The following is a 17,932-nucleotide window of genomic DNA, read 5'->3' on the forward strand; positions in this document are numbered from 1 at the left end:
ATTGAATATTATCCAATTTTAATTAACAGAGATTAATATGAAAAATCCAATGGCATTTTTTGCAGCAACAGCAAAAGAATTAGATCGTCTTGAGAAATTTAAAACTCCAGCTAACCAGTTTACAGTAGACGATTATCGCCAGACTGCAGACTTGTATACATCGGCAAGGGAAATCTCAGGAGACTGCCCTGAAGAGGTTAAGGCTAACATTGAAAAACTTAAAGCCGAGTTATTTGAATCCATATTGGAGATTATCAATCTCAAGTTTGTTGATGCGAATATTAAATTGACAGAAGCTAATAAAATAATGGATTGCTTAAAAGCTTATCTTAAGGACAACAAAAATCCTGACTACTCATACACTCAATCTCAATATACGTTAGCAAAGGATAAAGGAATCGAAGGACTTAAGATTGAATCGGCAAAAATCGATTTCAAAAATCAATTGTTCAATGTAAACTCTGAACTTTTATGCAAGCCAAGTGATTGGACGAGGGCCGTATTAGCCGAAGAATCCGAAGGAGATTTATCAATATCCAGTTGCTTAAGCCCGCTTTGATAATTGTCTATTAAATCTTCAATTGATTAAGAGGAATGCAAGACGTTAAAAACATTACCGGCTGGCATCTCCTCTTTAATTTCGAGATTATCAGAAAAAAGGCTGTGGAGAATTTTCTATCCCTTATTCAGATATTAATTTTTTAGCATCTTTTAAAAGAAGTAATAATTGATTTTCTCGTATTGGAGAAGGCTCAAATCCAAACCGTTTATAAAAAGCGTTCGCTTTTTCATCTATAGCATGAACTAATAAAGCTCTCACACCGCCTTGCTCTGCAATTTGCAAGGTTTTTAATATCGCATCTTTAAGCATTCCTTTTCCAATACTCCTTCCCTGATATGTATGATGTACAGCTAATCTTGCTAAAATAACAACAGGAATTGGATATTTTCCCATACCTTTTTTTATACGCTCTGATGCTTCCCCAATATCCACCTGCCCTACTGTAAGACTGTAAAAACCAACCACAAGGTTTTTATCAGTAACGATGAAGATGTTCGCAGAACCGGACATTTTTGCTTGAAAAGCATATTTTTTTAACCATTCATCTAATTCAGGATAATTACTATTAAAACCCATTAGATCATGATCTTTATTTAAAATTTCAGGTTTTTTTAACGTCATTTTGATCCCAGGGAGATGATAAAGAAAATAAATCCTTGAGTCCTTCATTCTCTTGCTGGGGGCGATTTAGAATTTCGGAAAACTTATTAAAAACATCCTCGGAAACCATGAAGAGTCTTTGATCTAAAATGACTTTTTCAGCAGCTTGATAAGCGCTATCCATTATAAAATCGGTCAATGATTTATGGCTTAGCTCGGAGGCCATCCGAATTATTTTAGCTTGCGTTTCAGACGCCCGAAAACCTAATCGAGAATTTTTTGCACTCGCAGTCCTTGACTGCGTACTTTTGTGTGTACTTTTGACCCTTCTTTGATCTTTAGCTACAGGTGCTTTTGTATGTTCCACCTTTCTGGCATCTGTCATCATATTTCTCAAAACAAATCTCCTTAACCATATGTTAGTACAATTGACACACATTATCAATGAAAGCTTGCAGCTGAATTATCTGTTTAGCACATCAGACTAAAAATAAATTTATAATTATTTCATATAGATACAATAAAAATGAATTAAAATAAAGCAGCGTTAGGATGTCAAGACTGGTTCTCTCTAAAAAAAGAGGTTAAAATGCCTTTCCGCAAAGTCCTATTCAGGATGACAATTTTGTGGATAACTTATTCTCCCTATTTGCCATCTGGTTGTTCAAACTCCCCGAACTGCTCTCAAAACCCTTATATTTTAAGGCTTCTATTACTCATTAATATCTATCGGCTTAGCTCAGTTATCCCCAAAAACTGTGGATAACTGTGTGTATAGATGCAATAAATTGAAAATAAAACAAGTGATTTTCGTTAATTCGATTTAGGATGTTGTCATTCCCGCGCCAGGCGGGAATCTATGCGTGATTTGGCACTGAGCCAGGATTAGATTGCCTGGCTAGTGCTAAAGCGTGTTATCTCTGATGTTGGAAAAACAAATTATTGTCGCCATACTCAGAGGCCAACAGTTCGCTTTCTAACATTAGGCTGCCTACATGGTATTCATTGCCCTGGTATAGACCATAAACTTCGTAGATAGGGCCGATAGAGACCTGTGACAGTGAAACTCTGAAGTCATCGCGTGAATCAGCTGGAATGATATTTTGCACCTCAGTGGCCGGTTTAAAATAAATTCTCTCAGGATAAACCGGAATTCCCGCAGGTTGACCATCCCTATCCCATGCCGCTAAACGCCATAGACCCAATTCATTGGCAGGATCATGAGTCCATTCAAAAATTAACTCAATTGCCCGAAGGATTTTGCCTTTAGGATGCTCTATTTTATTTGAGAAATCCTTCGCAAAAAAGTTCCAATCGCCGCCCTGGCCTTCCAAAGAATTAATGGCATGGATATTTACGGATGCATGCTTATCAATTAAAAATTTAACCGCCATTCCTGGAACAAAACTGGTATCACTCGCAGGCATCGCCATAGACAAGCGTGCTATTCCAATAGCTCCCGTTTTATAAATCCCTGTGAATGGATGATCATTTGTTGGAATGAATCGGATTTTTCCTACGGAACCATTTGAATGAAGAATTTTTGCTCTTCCTTCAGGCTCTTCATCACTTTCGTGATCAAAAGAGGGTCTTAAATTGAAAAATCCTTTAATGGTAACAAGCAGTTGTTTAAAGCTATTCTCTGTAAGTTTTGGTAACGGATTACTCGTGTGACTTTTACTCACTTCGCTCCACAAGAGCTCCTGTTTTTCTTCAGCAGATAAGCTCTGATAATTAGCGGGTAATTGAGCAAAAGATATCGAGTTAATAAAAAAAAGGCTTATAAAAAAATACAATAAACGACAACGCATTACTTCCTCCTTGAGATAGAATCATGGATTCTGCTGATAAACCGGAGTTGTTGCATAAATGAAGATAGATGCACAAAAACCGTCTTTGCGAGCGTCAGCGAAGCAGCTCCTAACCTTTGTTCAAGTTTCGATCTGGATTGCTTCACTTCGTTCGCAAAGACGACAAGTTAGCTGCTTAGCCCTATTTTTGAAACAACTCCGTATAAACCACAGAACATAAAAAAACCTAGAGTAACCGAACAAAAAGAATAAAGAAACCAGAAGATCCTTCCTGCTTTGACTAATCCAGATTAATTGTATAGGAATGAGAACCCGTTCCATCATAAATCGTATCGATATAGCGAATACCCGTACAGGACGCCTTAACCGTTGGATGATTAATAAACGGCCCATCCTTGATGTCTAACAAACACCAATGATGACTATCGTATGCAACCGTGACATGGGCGAAACCGCTTTGACATTGCGAGCCATCCTGTATTTCAAAACTGCGGGGGCCAACTGGAGTTAAAACCACCTCTGCATCATGATGAGTCTCTACAATAGCAATGCCTGGATGACTGATATCACTTAAACGAAAGTAATCTTTATAGTTACACCAGGTCAGTTCTCCAGCATGAGCAGTGGTCATTAGACTGCTTGCAGCAAGTATTAGCCATTTCTTCATTGTAAATATCCTTATTGGTAAAACAGATTTGGATTATATTGGATACACTTGTGGAAACAAGCAAAGATTTCTGCGGGATAACCTCTGGAACTCCAAGGTACGTCATCCTGAACGCAGTGAAGGATCTCCCGAATCTAGCTCAGCTCTAAGCAGTTTGAGATCCTTCGCTACGCTCAGGATGACGTACCTCGAAGTAACTAATTTGAATTTGAAGAGGCAGCTTATCAAGACATTGAGTAGTCTCGATAAGCGTGAAGGATCTGGTTTATTTAACCACTTGTATTTGCATTAAATCTTTGTCCGATGATTTATCCTGAACTTCTTCTACACTTGCTTTCGATTTGGCTTTGAAGAATGGCAGGCAGCTTAACAAAGGATTCGATTTTTTCTTTTCAGGTAACTCTGTTTTTTCGTTTTTCAGTACAGGCGGTAAATCCAGCTTGCCAAATTTTTTTGCATCTGAATTTTGCAGTAACAGATTCTGAATTTTGTAAGAGTTTGGAAAAACCGCCTGTGCATCAACGCCCTTCTTAAGCGATACCATTACCCAGTTTGAGCCGTCAGGGGAACGTAATTTATCGAGCGAACCGGCGGCGGTTAAATTATAATCACCTTTAAGAATGTGCTTTTGTTTGGAGGCACGTAATTCAGCTTCAAAAAAATCCAGGGTGTTGCCGCTCAACAATAAGTAGTTACCATTGTCAGGGGAAATCGGTTTTTGTTTATGTAAACCAGACTGATAATAATTCGCAACTGATTTATAGAGAGCACTAAAAGCTTCTGCTTCTTCCTGTGTCTTAAATAAAACCCCTTTGCGACCCTCTGTTTCTTCATCCGTACACAGCCAGAAAGCGCTCTTTTGGTGGTCTGAAGATTCCTCAGCATCAATGGAGGAGTTGAATTGGCCGTGTTTTCCAGAGCCAACTCTGAGCTCTGCGTTAGCCGCTAATTTTATACTGTCGAATTTATCTGATTTTTCAACTACTAAAGGAAGAACGATGTTTGCTCCAGCGATTAATATTGATTCATTAGGAGCTTTCGTTTCCACTTGTGGCAAACCTAATCTAAGCGCTGTATTTTCTTGCAGCCATTTATCGGATACTGAAACGGGTTTTATAAACATAGATATCTTTCCAAAATTACAAAGGCACCCATTATATCACCAAAAAGAGCAAAATATCTACATCATGGTGATTTAACATTCCAATGCACCATTTATATTTAAACCCCGCTCGTAACTCCCCACATCATCCCGAGCACAGCGAGGGATCTCCCTGCAGTTGCACAATATTCACATGATCGTATGAATGATAGCTGGAAACCAGGTATATTAAAAATAAATCGCAATTATTTCACTCGATTGAGTGAAATATTCATTATTAGCGCTATAATCAATGATATATTACTGAAAATTCACTCGCTATGATGAAAAAAATATGAAACATCCCCATACACTAACCATAGGCCTGGCAATCGAAACAGAAAGGAAGCGAAGAAGGCTTACCCAAACCCGCCTGGCTGAATTATCCAATACCAGCATTAATTTTGTGAGCCAGATAGAAAGGGGGAAAGCTACGGCACAAATTGGCAAGGTGATTAATGTTCTGCAAATTCTAGGCTTACAGCTCGCCATAGAGAAAGGCTCTGCTGGAGTGGTTAATCATAATGAATGATTTCAAGAACATTAATAAGCTGATTATCTATAAAAATCTGGATCCGGCCGGGATTTTGCAAAGAACGCCGCAGGGTTGTGAATTTCATCTTTACCCTGATTATATTAAAACCAGTAAACTGCCCTATTTTTCATATTGTATTCCTAATAATTCACCCAATATACTCATCAGCGGTGATAACTTGCCTCCTTTTTTTGCAGGTCTTCTGCCTGAAGGAAGACGGTTAAATGCACTCATCAGCAAAGTGAAAACCTCTAGTGATGATTTGTTTTCTTTGTTTGCGGCAGTGGGTACTGACTGCATTGGTGATATTTACGTTGGAGATCCTTTACCTGCGAAAATAAAAGAACAACCCAAGTTAGATGAAGTAAATTTCTACGCTTATTTTGAAGCGTTGTTAGACCCCTCGAATTCAATATTAGACAACAACTCATTAGCCGGAGTTCAGGAAAAAATTTCAGCCTCCATGATTAGTTTTCCACTGAATATTGCAAGAAAAAATAAATCCTATATTTTAAAACTGAATCCAAAAGATAAAAATAACTTAATTCAAAATGAATTACATTGCCTCCAGTTAGCAAAAAAGTGTGGTTTTACAGTTCCGAAGGCTAAAATAGTTATTGATAAGGATGGCAATTACGGATTATTAATAGAGCGATTTGACAGGATAAACCAGCAGAAACTACATCAGGAAGACGCGTGCCAATTTTTAAATCGCTATCCTGCGGATAAATATCGTATTAGCATTAATCAAATAGCAGACGCCTTACTACACATAACGAATGCACCTCAGCTTGAAATTTTAAATTTACTTTGCCAATACGCATTTTCCTATCTTATTTGTAATGGTGATTTACATGCTAAAAATATCAGTTTGCAGACACTTGAGGACGGGATCATTACACTAACACCCCTTTATGATTTAATTTGTACAGCTATTTATAGTGATTTCAGAATGGCTATCAAAATTGATGGACGTGATGATAATATAAAAAGAAAAACATTTATCACTTTTGCTGAACGATATAATATAAGTAAAAAAGCAATTAATTCCGCAATTGATACACTTCTTGAGCGATTTATAAGGCATCATGAGTGCTTATATTTAATCGAAATGCCTGAAAAGAAGAAAAATTTACTAAATCAGATGATTAGTAGAAGAGTAAATGATTTAGTCTGAACAGGATGCTCTAAAGTTTTTTTTCAATCAAATCGTCTTAACGTCATCCTGAACGAAGTGAAGGATCTCCTGAATCTGGCTCAGTTCCAAGCAGTTTGAGATCCTTCGCTACGCTCAGGATGACATACCTGGGGAGTAACGTTTTTTTCGACACTGACCTCTTGCCTGATTAATTTAATAATAACTTAAGCATTTAATTCTACAATACCAATTTATTCATTCAGGTAAAGTTGTGCAAACAAGAATATTATGGCGCTCAGATACTCGACCTTTTGCTGAGAATTTTGAGGGGTTTTATCCCAGGGAAGCGATCGATGAGCAGTTTCATTCCAGATGGTGGTTAAAATCCATACGATCAAGGTCTGACGCAGATACCTATCCTTATGCCTATTCTGTTGAGGCAATTCAACAAAAATGTGTGTGCATGAGCTTCAATATGAATAGTGCCGCGATGTTCCCTTTAGGAAATGCCAGGGAAAGAAAAAGTTATTTATACGCTATTGTAATGCCAGAGCCGATCAAATTGGCTATGAATTGCATGCCCATTACGAATCAAAGCATTTGTTATCCTATAGTGAATAATGCACTCGATCTACATTCCTTTCAGACGCAATTAGCTATTTATAATTCTACAAATACTGAAATACCTCCTGATTACAAAATGGCCTCTTGCCAAACCCTTTCTGCTTATGAATGTATCGCCACGCATGTGCCCGCTTCAAATATTGTTTGCGGAGTTGAAATCACACAGCATAAGCCAATAAAAGAAACATTCGGGTTTTCAACGCTGGTTACAAGCAGTTTCACGATTAATGGAGAAATTGTATTTAATCCAAACTTCAGGCAAGAACAAAAGATAGTAGCCTCTGATTTAGAAAATAAACCTGCCGTAGAAGTTATCGATTATTCCGATGACGTTAATACAATCACCTCTTGCATTAAAGACGCTCAGCGGCAATTATTTTTCACACCTAAAACCATGTATTCCCTGGGAGGGAAAACGATTAAAAATTTAAATTTTATTCCAGAAAAAACCGATGAAGAGGACCGCGAGAGATATCGCTTGCTAGAACTCTGATTAGCTTCCATCGCGAGGGATCAACTCTCTTAAACCAGGATTAGGCTACCACCTCGCGCATTCCTATTTTATACTATGGAGCTTAACGCTTATTTTTGACTATAACTTGCGCAGGAAACACAATGACCGGTCAATCCGATACCCCTGAACTTCTTAAAATACCCAATTCTTTCTATGTACAAAATGTTCCTTTCGATCTAGAAACCGTTCGGACTCTTGCACATACCTGTAAGAAATTTTCTATTTTTCGACAAAAAAATTCTTACAGGGATGCCTATGCTCTAATGAATTGTTTTGTTGAGGGAAATTATGATAGAGCAGAAAAAATTGTAATAGAAAATCCTGATGCAATGTTTACGCAGGTTAATTTTCATTTTAAGCTTCGAACTGATAACAAAGAAGCTCCTGATTTGGAAAAATCCGTGTTCTGCTCTAAATATACCAGCCCCTTGCAATATGCTCTGGAAATTAATCATGAGCGCATGCTGGCTATTTTTGAAAGCCACACAAAAGATAAACCTGAAACCAGGGAAAAATTTGAAAATTGCAAGAAGCAGTTTCCACCATTAGATATCTATCGACTACTGGATCGAGTCGCGCATGCGGATTACGCAGAAGCGGAAAAATTAGCCAAAGCAAACCCTGATTTAATCTTACAACATGCTATTTATTACAGCAACACGCAAATTATAGAAGGAATCCCTGAGGGATCTGATCCCAAATTCATTTATGGACCTGCAACGGCAGAATATATCAGCCCATTGAAATTAGCTTTTAAAAACTATGATAGTTATATGTGGACAATGTTTTCGGCATTGACTGACAATCAGGAGCAATTTAACCAGCAAATAAAAGAACAACAGGAACATTATAATATTAAGCCTTTATTAAAAGCTTATGACAATTACTTAGCTCTCTTTGGCGAATACGTTAAAGCATGCAGCAACGGCAATCTGCAAGCAGCAGAAGAAGAAGAGTTCTGCGAAAGATTGAATAGTGCATTTAACAAGGTGGGCGAAGAGCAAAAGAAAATGCCTCGTCATATGTTATTAGAAATATTTCGCCCTACACTTCCAAAAGATGACGCAGTTGAGGATAACGCTGCAATAATTTTTTCCCCCTCTTTTGTTTGGAATGCGCGTCACGATTTTAGCATCACAAAAAATGAGCGCCCTCCTCTTCAGTATATAGGCTTCTTTGAGCAGTGCTTTACCGAAATGGAGAGAGCTCTGCCTTTTCTTGGCATGGGGGCTAGCATTGCCAGAGGAGACACGATAGAGGGTGCGTTCCTATGTGAACGGTTTTGGCCAGCAATTACCGATCGCAATAATTTCTCAAGACTGTATGATACAAGAGTTAAAGAATTCAAGGATGAATTATTAGCGGCTTTAGAAAAAACTGATTCTCATTCTTTACTAAGCTTGAACATGAGGTAGCGAATAAGAACTTGTTTTTTTCAGCATTTTAATTCAGGCTCTGCTTTAATTTAAATAACTGAAAGGCATTATCGTTTCATCTAAGGGAATGATATGGATATAGTTATTGTTGGAGGCGGCGCATCCGGTATTGCCGCTGCTTTCACTTTAGCCAATGAAAACCACAATGTGACTATCATTGAAGAACTCGAGCATCTGGGTGGGCATTGCTTTGGAGTGAAAGTATCTGATAAGCAGGGCCAGTCCTGGGTTCTGGACGCCGGCGTGACTGATTTTAACCAGGATCAATTTCATCATTTCAAACAATTTATCGATTTTTTCAAGATCCCTTATCATCCTATCAATCAAAGCCTGGCGATCATAGATGAACGCAATAACCTGGTGTTTGCCAATATTGACGGTACGGTCTTCATCCGAAAAGATTGCCCTCTTGACCAGGAAGTCTATTTAAACGAAATCAATCGTTTCCGCATGGAAAGTCTGGAATTTCTGTTGAGCAATCCAGATTCAGAAATTTCCCTGGGTAATTATCTTAAGAACCAATCTTACAGCAAAATTTTTAGTGAAGAATATATTTATCCAAGAGCAACAGCCTGCTTTCAGGTTCCCAATAGTAATCCTGAAAATTATCGTTTGATTCCATTACTTCAGTTTTGGCAAATTCACGGGATTATTGGTTCCACTGGGAAACGTATGGCTTTAAATGACGGGATGTTTAGTTATACTGAAGTATTCAAAAACTGGTTTATTAAAAAAAACAGCAATAATCGGATCATGCTTAAGAAACGAGTTCTAGGAATTGCTCGTCATGGTCATAAAATTTCTATTCGGGCAAGCAGTAACTCCGGAGAAAATATATCACTGACTTTTGATCATGTAATCATCAGCATTAATCCATACCACGCCATCAGTCTTTTTGAAGATGCGAAAAAATATGAAAAGAATTTACTAGTCAATTTTCCCTGGCAGCGGGCGACATTCACTATTCATAGCGATAGCAGTATCATGCCAAAAGAAAAAGCACATTGGGGAGGATATAATTGCCTGTATGCTCCAGAGTCCTCAACTATTTTAAGACCCACTATTACTTTTTATATCAATAAAATTAAAAATCTCCCTGCACAGATTCCAGATGTTTTCCTGACACTTAATCCATTCAAACAAATTGATCCAGATAAAATCTATCAGCAGAAGTTTTATATTCACCCTTCGATGATCCATTCCAGCCAAATCAGCAGGCAGTATATAAATGAAATTCAAGGTGAAAATAATACCTGGTACTGTGGTTCCTATCTCATACCTCCCCACGTACATGAGTCTGCATTTATTAGTGGAATTGAAGTAGCTAACAAGCTCTTGCAAAGCGTAAAAATCCCAACAGATTTAAGAAATAAATCCAACTATAATTCATTGTATTTTAGTGATTTCATTGAAAAATTAACTGTCTTTTCTGGTCTTGATCCGATTATATTTCATGATATTGGTCTAATATCAACGATTGAATCATTTCCAGCGAACACTTGTATATTTAAGCAATATACCCCAGCAGATGGAATGTACATCATTATTACGGGTGAAGTTACGATTGCAGCTCAATCCAGTATGAAGGTAGTTGCAACCCTTGGCGCGGGAGAACTATTTGGAGAGCTTGGCATTTTAGCCAATATCCCAAGAACGGCAAGTGCCATTGCCAAAACCGATAGCCAGGTATTTTTTATTCAAAAAAATATCCTGGATGCGATTTTCAATCATTCCAACTATTCAGCATTTATATTCACCCAAAGAATCATCAACTATGTGGCACAGCACATTGAACAAACCTGCTGCAAACTTAATTTCACACCCATAATAAACAAGGAATCGGGGCGCCCAAAGGCATTTGATGTTCTGAGCAGCAGACAAAAAGCCCGTGTAGGATCTTTCGATATATTTTCTTTATTACCAGAGCAGTATAAACAAGATTATTTAAAAAAAATCAGCTTTTATCATTATGATAAAAACTCCGATATACCTATAACAATTACTAATCAATTCTTGCTGATAATGATTGAGGGAGAGGCACAGATTTTAGTAGACAAGGACAATCAGGAGACATCAATTATTAAAATCAGCTCTGGGGAAATAATAAATCCCTGGGTTGTTTCGGATATCCACATAAACTGTTTTAAAATAATCCCAACTAAAAAAATCTTTTTTGCAGCCCTTTCACCAGAGTGTCTCAACTATTCTAAATTTACAGACCTTGTTATTTCCGTTTATAAAAAAATCAAAATTAAACTCGCTGAACTACAAAATCGCATCAATGAATTGTAAATATATTTAACCATGAAAATTTACTTTTTTTACAATTATCCAATTAAATCTCACAAAAAATTTATTCTTAATAATTTCATAATATCTGTGGTAGTATAATTCTCAAAAGCTATTTAATGCAGCTGAATACATAGTGCTGCAGTACCAGCATTTAACCCGGCTTTAAATTATAATGGCCAACTAATTTTTTTGAGAATGAAGTATGAGTAAAGCAAAAGTAGAAATTTACTATATTGGAGATGAATCAGAGCGCGAATCAGCGCTTAAGCTTCAGGAAAACCTGGCTAAACATAGTAATAGAAGTACAAATGAGATTGCCTTACTTCAATTTAGTAGCAGAAGCAGGGAGATACCAGACGAAATTATTTTGATGGCTCATAGCGATGTTACACGGCAATATATCGGCGATTTAACACCAGAAGAACTATCACGAAAACTCGCCGCTCAATTTAAAGGTAAAGACTTGTCACGGCTTAAATCCATTAAATTAGTGGCTTGCGAGGGAGGATTTGGAACTCGGCCTTTGGCACAGCAAGTAGCAGAAGCCTTGTATAAACGAGGGTTTAAACAGGTTGTAGTGAAAGCAGCTACCCATCCTAAGGAAAGTAAAATTGGCGGCTTCGTTTCTGTAACTACCCGGATGGGAACCTCCATGCTGACCGGTAATGAGGATGGGATGGTATCCGCAATCATGTACGGCAATCAGAAGACGGCTGATTACTTAGAATGGAATAAATTAAAACGTATTCGTGGACGGACGAATCAGCAGGAAAGCCAAATGCGTGCTCTTGCTGCCCAGTATCATAATTTTACTGAATTCAATGAACAATCTGCCGACTTCTGCCTTATCAAACTCCTGGATAATATTGAGGATCTGGATGCTCCCCAAAATTGCTATACTCATAGGGGTGTGCAGGCAGTAGCCAGCCTGGATGCAGTAATTGCCCTGGATTTCTTAAGATCAAGAAAACGTCTGCACGCAATTCAGAATCATAAAATCGAAGTGGGATATTATGCTCAGTTAATCAGGCAAATTGAGAATGATCCCTCACAGAAGCAAGCAGCAATTCTGGCTTTATTGGATGCCAAAGTGAAGGGTGTAAACTCCAGCTGGAGAAAGGGAATTAAAAATGAGCTCAGCGGATTCCTAAACGCTAAAAATGCCGCAATGAATCTGTCTCAACCTGCTTCCAGAACAGAATCCCTTGCACAAAAAATCGAGGGAGACGAAGAGTATTTAGCCAGAATGCTTCAAAATGATAGCTTTTTCGAGAAAATCTGGCGGAGCATTTATGGGGCGGAGGAGTTTATAAACGAATTGCGCATCGGTTTAAAACATTATTCTACTGAGATGCTTTATGCGAAAGCAGAACGCGAAGACATTATAGCTCTCATTATAAGTCAGCAAGAGAAAGATACAGAAGCTGGCAAGTTGACCGAAACATCAACTCATATGAAATTTAGCAATATCTTAAGCACTAATAAGAAAGTGATTCAGGAGCAAAGTCATGATACCCCGCTCAAAAAATTATATGCCGAGTTAAAGACTTATTGTGACAAGCCAAACCCAACAGCAGCGGATTGGAAACAAGTGAATGAGGCAAAAAATATCTATTTTGCAACCCAGCCTGCAGAAAAGAAAAGCAAAGAACTGGAAAATCTGATAGGCAGACTTGCCCAGAACAATAAAAAAATTAGTGACTTGAAAAATGGTGCAGGCATTATAAAAAATAAAGTAAATACTGCTATTAACAGCTATTTACAAAAATTTGATCGCGGTGACAAAACAGATGTTATACATAAGCCCAAAGTGGCTGTGATGAGGGCCATGCAAAAATATGCCAGTGAACCAAGTGAAAAAAACTGGGAAGCACTGGAAACTACGGCAAAGAATAATGCTGGCTGGGACAAAGGTTGGTTTTCAAAAGTCAGATTTTTTATGCATGAAGTCAAAGTATCGCGTAAAGAACAACCAGAGAAAACAGAAGGTGTTACCTCTGCATTTACTCTGAATACCTGAGAACGACCAGGTTCTAACTTGGGGTCGACATTGAGTTTTCATAGTCTTCCTCAGGTTCACTGCTTTGCATCTGGTCATTGGCGGGTTCTTTTTCGACCGCAGCTTTCAAAGCGAACAGAGCCTCTTTGACATTCGTAACATCCACTTTAGCCTCTTTGACTTCCTTAGGTTCATAGTTGACCCTGAATGCTGTAAAAAGGCTGACAATACCTTTCCAGATGATCTCCAGTAATTTTTTTTCCCGGGGATTGTAAACCTGAGAGTCGATATTGTCTTTAAAGTTTACGCCGATAGTCTCTTTATGCTTTTCCAGGCTTTCATTAATTGCTTGTGCAGTACTAGCTGGATCTGTGATATGCGCTTTAAGCTCATCAGCAATTTCATTTTTTTGTGTAGCCAGATTATTTTTTAAATTACTCAGGAGAGTAATTTTCTCTGCTACAATTGCCGGTTTTTCTTTTAAATGTCCCCATTTCTTAAAATTATTGATATGGATCTCCAACTGCTTTTCTGCAGTGTCCAAATTGCCATGAAGTGTTTCCAGCTTGCTAATGGCTTCCTGTTTCGCGCTACTACTTCTCTTATCAAAGACAACTGCGGTCAGCATGTTTTTTTCTTCTGCACTAACCGATTTATTTTCAATAAAATCATTAATCTTACTTTTTGAGTTTTCATAGTCTTGTTTCAGAGATTCTGCAGTGGTCCTTGGATGTTCAGCTTTATCAATAGCCTCTTGAATTTTATCGCCCTGCATTCCTAATGTTCTGTCCAGGCTTTTCAATGTTTGGATTTGTGCCGCTGTATTTTCGGTAGAACCACCCCATTTTTCCAAAGCAGCAATCTGATTTTGAAGAGTCTCTTGTGCAGCCTGTAAATTCCCAAGGAAATCTTCCAAATCGGCCAAGGCTTTCGTTTTCTCTGTCAAATCAACTGATTGCTTTGCCTCGGGAAGAAATTCTTTATGAAGAAGCGTTTGAGGAGTCAGGGATACCTGTACCTCCTGAGAGGGAACGGTGATTTCATTCGTAAACTTCACTAAGGCTTGATTTTGCTCCTCAGTATGGGTTTCCTCTTCTTTAATGCCAATTTTAGTATACATAGCATCGGTGACAACCGCTGTATGAAAGATAACGGTGGCCTGGATCATTTTAGTCACTAGCTCCGTTTTGCTGCCCATACTTAAAATAAGCCGGTTATAATTATCCTGACCGATTGCCTCAATCACTGAAGGATGTAAATCACTCATATCCTGATTAAAAAGCACTTGCGCATTACCTCTTGAAAACTGGCTAAGATAGCCTGGCAAATTCCCTGCTTCAATAGCCGCTTCTGTATTGGCAAGTAATTGATCACCATAGGCCATGATGTTCTCTTGATGAGCGAGCTTATCGAACAACCGAGTAATCATTCCAGGATCATTCTGGGTAATCGCCGTATTAATTCTGTCCTGAACATAATCGCTTTTCAAATACTGGTTAAGGCCAGCAGCAAACTCAGCCTGCAGTTTGGATTCCTGAACCACAAAGGGATCTTGCAATCCATGTGGATTGTAATCGTTACCTGTCTGATCGGCATTAAGATATGGAGGAGAGCCACCTACCACACCGGCCCCTCTGACGGACACAAAGCTGCCAACCTTCTTGTCACTGTCTGCAAATTGACCAGGTTGTATTCCCTCCGCTAACAGTTTCTGCTCGATTTTAGCGATTAAATTATTGAACTGAAACTCTTTGCCTTTTTGAATATAAATGGTTATCTGAGCGCCTTCCGTCACACGCGCTGCCGCACTATCATCTACTCCCTCGCCCTTACTTAAACGGCTAACCTTAAAGCTCGGAACATCATTCGCCATTAGCATAGGTTGAACAAGATTCCAGACTTGCGGTAATGATTCCTTTTGAACATTTAAATGAATTTTCCATGGTGATTGAATTTCAGGGTGATCTGCCCACTGCTCCGGGGGAGGCTCAAATATTGCAAAGGCAGAATTTTCAGTATGAAAATTATATGTTTTACCATTCTCAACAAAAGATGTTTTAGGAATTTCTTGACTATCCAATGTTTGGTAAGAAAAATCAGGCATGATAATATCTCTTGGAAAATGTTCAAAATTTTTAATCACTGTTAAATTATAACCCTTATTTTAAATAATATATACACACATCTGATCAATAGGAGCACAAAGAGTTTGATCTTAAGCATTAGCTTCAAAATTGACACGCTTGAAGATATTGGGCCGCTCATCTATTCTTAAATGAGCAATATTTGCTCAAATGGAGATTGACATGGATAAAAAAGGTCTCATCATTGCCACTGCAGCAGCAGCCCTTTTTGCATCTGGCCTATATGCTAGCCCAAGCAACTCAGGATACGGGGGAACAAATAACAGTCAGGGAGGTTACGGGGGAGATTCAAAAAATAGCGGTTCCAGTGGCGGTTATGGTGGATCTGGTGATTCGGGATACGGTGGTGGAGGCAAAAACTCCTGCAAGAGCTCGAATAGCTGCAAGAGTCAAAGCAAATGCAAAAGTTATGACAAGTGCAAGAGCTATAATAACTGCAAAAGCCATAACAATTGTAAGAGCTATAACAACTGTAAAAGCTATAACAAGTGCAAGAGCTATAATAACTGCAAAAGCTATAACAAGTGCAAGAGTTATAACAACTGCAAAAGCTATAACAAGTGCAAGAGCTATAATAACTGCAAAAGCTACAACAACTGTAAGAGCTATAATCAATGCAAGAGCTATAACAAATGCAAGAGTCATAACAATTGCAAAAGCTATAACAATTGCAAAAGTTACAATTCCTGCAAATATAAAAACTCTTGTAAATATAAAAATAACTGCAAGAGCTACTAATGCAATAATTGCATAAAGGGAATGAATAATTAATGGAAAAACATAACTCAGCCCATACCTCCGGTATGGGCTTAGGTTTGCGTCCTGATCACTATCAATATATCCTGGAACGGCTTCCAAACATTGATTGGTTTGAAATCCTGACTGAAAACTATCTGGTAAACGGAGGACGACCGCTCTATTTCCTGGACAAAATCCGTGAACAGTATCCCATGTGTATGCATGGCGTTTCTTTATCCATTGGGAATTTGGATCCTCTCAATCACAACTATTTAAAGAAGGTTAAACAGTTAGCTGATCGCATTGAGGCGAGCTGGATTTCTGATCATCTCTGCTGGACAGGAGTGCATCAGCGTAATATGCATGATTTGTTACCATTACCCTATACCGAACAAATGATTTCTCATGTGGTTGAACGCGTTAAATACGTGCAGGATTTTTATCAGAGACAAATATTACTGGAAAATGTTTCCAGTTATATTAGTTATCAGTCATCAGAAATGCCTGAGTGGGAGTTTCTGACTGAAATTGCAAATCGTGCGGATTGCCTGATTTTGCTGGATATCAATAATATTTATGTCAGCGCTTTTAATCATGGTTTTGACCCGCTGACCTATATCGACTCTATTCCTGTAAACCGGGTGCAACAATTTCATCTGGCAGGTCATTTGAATTGTAAAGATTATATTATTGATACTCATGATCACCCCGTTATCCCGGAAGTATGGGAACTTTATAGAGCGGCAGTTAAACGCTTTGGGGATATTCCTACAATGATCGAGCGCGATGATAATATTCCACCTCTCGAGGAATTGATGCAAGAATTAGACTACGCCAGGGTGATTAAACAAAATTCTTTATTCCCGATAAAAGCGAGCCTAGAGCATGAAATTTGAGGAACTCTCAGAATTACTGCAAAACTCCATGCTGACCTTGGAACCTGTTGTTAAGCCTCATCTTTGTCAGCCCCCGCGCGGTTCAATTGAAGATCGCATTTCCATTTATGCGAATGGATTTTACAATCGTCTCGAAGAAGCACTGATGGATGATTATCCTGCACTGGTTACAGTAATGGGAGAGTCGAATTTTCATAATATGAGCCGAAAATACATTAATGCGTATCCTTCCTCTCACTATTCGCTCGATTTATTCGGTCAACAGCTTCGCCAATTTCTATTGGAAACAGTGCCTTTTAGCAGAAAACCTTATTTGAGTGAAATTGCTGCTTTTGAATGGGCGCGATCTACTGCGATAACCAGCCATGATGCAAGCCTCCTTTATGAGGCTGATTTACAGAAATTATCTCCCGAAGAATGGCTGAATCTGAAATTTTATCTTCACCCTTCCTGTGAAGTCATTGGCATGCACTGGAATAGCCTGATACTGGCTGAAACCGCAGGACAGGGTCGTTCAATCCCTAAGCCCAAAAAACTTAAAAACCCACAATTTGTGCTTATTTGGCGGCGACAGCTTGAAGTATGCCATAATAAACTTGATCATCTTGAATTACTTTTGATAAATGCCATCCGGGCAGGGGCGACATTTATGGAAATCTGCGAGCAAATTTCTTATAAAATGACAGAAGAAAATGCCGCAGCTTACATCGTGCAAAAACTACATTTCTGGTTGCATAATCAATTACTCGTAAAACCAGAATAAGTATTCCCCCTCAGGATTCAATCATTTGATTATCCTGGCGAATAAAGCGAAGATAGGCGATTTGATTTAACA

The 17,932-nt window shown here is 38.4% G+C and carries 16 protein-coding genes; 10 read left to right on the forward strand and 6 right to left on the reverse strand.

Features of this window, described 5'->3' with window-relative positions; genetic code table 11:
• Nucleotides 1-37 precede the first annotated feature (37 nt).
• Nucleotides 38-559 (forward strand): hypothetical protein, encoded by a 522-nt coding sequence (locus tag B1207_RS06705; protein ID WP_112219225.1) that lies wholly within the window; start codon nt 38-40, stop codon nt 557-559.
• Nucleotides 560-682: 123 nt separating this feature from the next.
• Here the strand turns inward: B1207_RS06705 and B1207_RS06710 are convergent, their stop codons facing one another.
• The 5 genes from B1207_RS06710 to B1207_RS06730 all read right to left on the reverse strand — a co-directional run bounded on the left by B1207_RS06710 (nt 683) and on the right by B1207_RS06730 (nt 4,763).
• On the reverse strand, nt 683-1,183 hold the full coding sequence (locus B1207_RS06710) for a GNAT family N-acetyltransferase (RefSeq protein ID WP_112219226.1): 501 nt from the start codon (nt 1,181-1,183) through the stop codon (nt 683-685).
• Nucleotides 1,164-1,550, reverse strand: a complete 387-nt coding sequence (locus B1207_RS06715; protein WP_253255799.1) for a DUF1778 domain-containing protein — start codon at nt 1,548-1,550, stop codon at nt 1,164-1,166. The genes B1207_RS06710 and B1207_RS06715 overlap by 20 nt, the downstream gene beginning before the upstream one ends.
• Nucleotides 1,551-2,076: 526 nt before the next feature.
• A complete protein-coding gene (locus B1207_RS06720) occupies nt 2,077-2,973 on the reverse strand; it encodes a hypothetical protein (RefSeq protein WP_112219228.1) in 897 nt (298 codons plus the stop codon).
• Between the two features lie 280 nt (nt 2,974-3,253).
• Nucleotides 3,254-3,640 carry a hypothetical protein gene (locus B1207_RS06725; protein WP_112219229.1) on the reverse strand — a complete coding sequence of 129 codons (387 nt, stop codon included), beginning with the start codon at nt 3,638-3,640 and terminating at the stop codon, nt 3,254-3,256.
• A 265-nt stretch (nt 3,641-3,905) separates the two neighbouring features.
• Entirely contained in the window at nt 3,906-4,763 is an 858-nt protein-coding gene (locus B1207_RS06730) for a hypothetical protein (protein ID WP_112219230.1), read from the reverse strand.
• A 313-nt stretch (nt 4,764-5,076) separates the two neighbouring features.
• On the opposite strand from B1207_RS06730, the gene B1207_RS06735 reads away from it, so the two are divergent.
• The 6 genes from B1207_RS06735 to B1207_RS06760 all read left to right on the forward strand — a co-directional run bounded on the left by B1207_RS06735 (nt 5,077) and on the right by B1207_RS06760 (nt 13,340).
• The gene (locus B1207_RS06735) at nt 5,077-5,313 is read left to right on the forward strand and encodes a helix-turn-helix domain-containing protein (protein ID WP_112219231.1); all 237 of its coding nucleotides are present in this window, start codon (nt 5,077-5,079) and stop codon (nt 5,311-5,313) included.
• Complete coding sequence (locus tag B1207_RS06740) at nt 5,306-6,493, forward strand: type II toxin-antitoxin system HipA family toxin (protein ID WP_112219232.1); 1,188 nt, start codon at nt 5,306-5,308, stop codon at nt 6,491-6,493. Before B1207_RS06735 ends, B1207_RS06740 begins: the two co-directional genes overlap by 8 nt.
• Nucleotides 6,494-6,725: 232 nt before the next feature.
• Nucleotides 6,726-7,571 (forward strand): hypothetical protein, encoded by an 846-nt coding sequence (locus B1207_RS06745; RefSeq protein ID WP_112219233.1) that lies wholly within the window; start codon nt 6,726-6,728, stop codon nt 7,569-7,571.
• 122 nt (nt 7,572-7,693) lie between these two features.
• Nucleotides 7,694-9,007, forward strand: coding sequence for a hypothetical protein (locus tag B1207_RS06750; RefSeq protein WP_112219234.1), 1,314 nt, complete (start codon nt 7,694-7,696; stop codon nt 9,005-9,007).
• A gap of 93 nt (nt 9,008-9,100) precedes the next feature.
• Nucleotides 9,101-11,320 (forward strand): cyclic nucleotide-binding domain-containing protein, encoded by a 2,220-nt coding sequence (locus tag B1207_RS06755; protein ID WP_112219235.1) that lies wholly within the window; start codon nt 9,101-9,103, stop codon nt 11,318-11,320.
• A 202-nt stretch (nt 11,321-11,522) separates the two neighbouring features.
• Nucleotides 11,523-13,340, forward strand: coding sequence for a hypothetical protein (locus B1207_RS06760; protein WP_112219236.1), 1,818 nt, complete (start codon nt 11,523-11,525; stop codon nt 13,338-13,340).
• A 13-nt stretch (nt 13,341-13,353) separates the two neighbouring features.
• Here B1207_RS06760 and B1207_RS06765 read toward each other — a convergent pair whose 3' ends face one another.
• Nucleotides 13,354-15,423, reverse strand: a complete 2,070-nt coding sequence (locus B1207_RS06765) for a hypothetical protein (protein ID WP_146740034.1) — start codon at nt 15,421-15,423, stop codon at nt 13,354-13,356.
• A gap of 197 nt (nt 15,424-15,620) precedes the next feature.
• On the opposite strand from B1207_RS06765, the gene B1207_RS06770 reads away from it, so the two are divergent.
• From B1207_RS06770 to B1207_RS06780, 3 genes are read left to right on the forward strand one after another with little or no spacing between them, the layout of a single operon-like run.
• Nucleotides 15,621-16,217: a hypothetical protein gene (locus tag B1207_RS06770; RefSeq protein ID WP_146740035.1), complete on the forward strand. Its 597-nt coding sequence runs from the start codon at nt 15,621-15,623 to the stop codon at nt 16,215-16,217.
• A 16-nt stretch (nt 16,218-16,233) separates the two neighbouring features.
• A complete protein-coding gene (gene bufB, locus B1207_RS06775) occupies nt 16,234-17,097 on the forward strand; it encodes an MNIO family bufferin maturase (protein ID WP_112219239.1) in 864 nt (287 codons plus the stop codon).
• A complete protein-coding gene (locus B1207_RS06780) occupies nt 17,087-17,860 on the forward strand; it encodes an HvfC/BufC N-terminal domain-containing protein (RefSeq protein WP_112219240.1) in 774 nt (257 codons plus the stop codon). Before bufB ends, B1207_RS06780 begins: the two co-directional genes overlap by 11 nt.
• Nucleotides 17,861-17,932 lie beyond the last annotated feature (72 nt).

This window comes from Legionella quinlivanii (genome assembly GCF_003265995.1).
GTDB lineage: Bacteria > Pseudomonadota > Gammaproteobacteria > Legionellales > Legionellaceae > Legionella_C > Legionella_C quinlivanii_A.